The sequence below is a fragment of the Streptomyces sp. NRRL WC-3549 genome (genome assembly GCF_000721935.1).
GTDB lineage: Bacteria > Actinomycetota > Actinomycetes > Streptomycetales > Streptomycetaceae > Streptomyces.
On sequence record NZ_KL585421.1, the window covers coordinates 23829 to 24491 of the forward strand.

Below are 663 nucleotides of genomic sequence, written 5' to 3' on the forward strand. Positions count from 1 at the left end.
GGCTCGTCCCCGTCGACGGCGGCTACGAGCTCACCGGCCGTTGGAGCTTCTCCTCCGGCTGCGACCACGCCTCCTGGGCGCTGCTCGGCGCACTCGTCGTCGGGGCACAGGGCCGGCCCGTGGACTTCCTCACCGTCCTGGTGCCCCGGTCCGACTACCGCATCGAGGCCATGTGGGACGTCGTCGGCCTCCGCGGCACCGCCGGCAACGACATCCTCGTCGAGTCGGCGTTCGTCCCCACCCACCGGGTGCTCCGCAACTACGAGCAGGCCCGGCTGAAGGTACCGGGACAGCAGGTCAACCCGGGGCCGCTGTACCGGCTGGCGTTCGGCGCGATCTTCACGAGCGCCGTCACCGCGCCGGTGATCGGCCGTCTCCGGCGGCTACGCCTCGTACGTCTCGCGGATGAAGGAGCGGGTACGGCTCAGCCTGGGCGGCGGGAGCTTCACCGAGGACCCCTTCGCCCAGGTCGCCATCGCACGCGCCGCCTCCGACACCGACGCGACGGTCCTCCAGATAGACCGTAACCTGCGCGAACTGTCCGAACTCGCCGCATCCGGCGCGGAGATTCCCATGGAGCTGAGACTACGCACCCGTCGCGACCAGGTCTGGGGCACAGAACGGGCCGTCGCCGCGATCGACCTGCTCTTCAAGACCGCCGGC

2 pseudogenes are annotated in these 663 nt (G+C 70.9%); both read left to right on the forward strand.

Annotated elements, in window-relative coordinates:
- A pseudogene (locus tag IH13_RS38350) lies at positions 1 to 527 on the forward strand (hypothetical protein); the annotation flags it as partial.
- Positions 430 to 663, forward strand: a pseudogene (locus IH13_RS44925) (flavin-dependent monooxygenase); the annotation flags it as partial. The pseudogenes IH13_RS38350 and IH13_RS44925, both read left to right, overlap by 98 nt.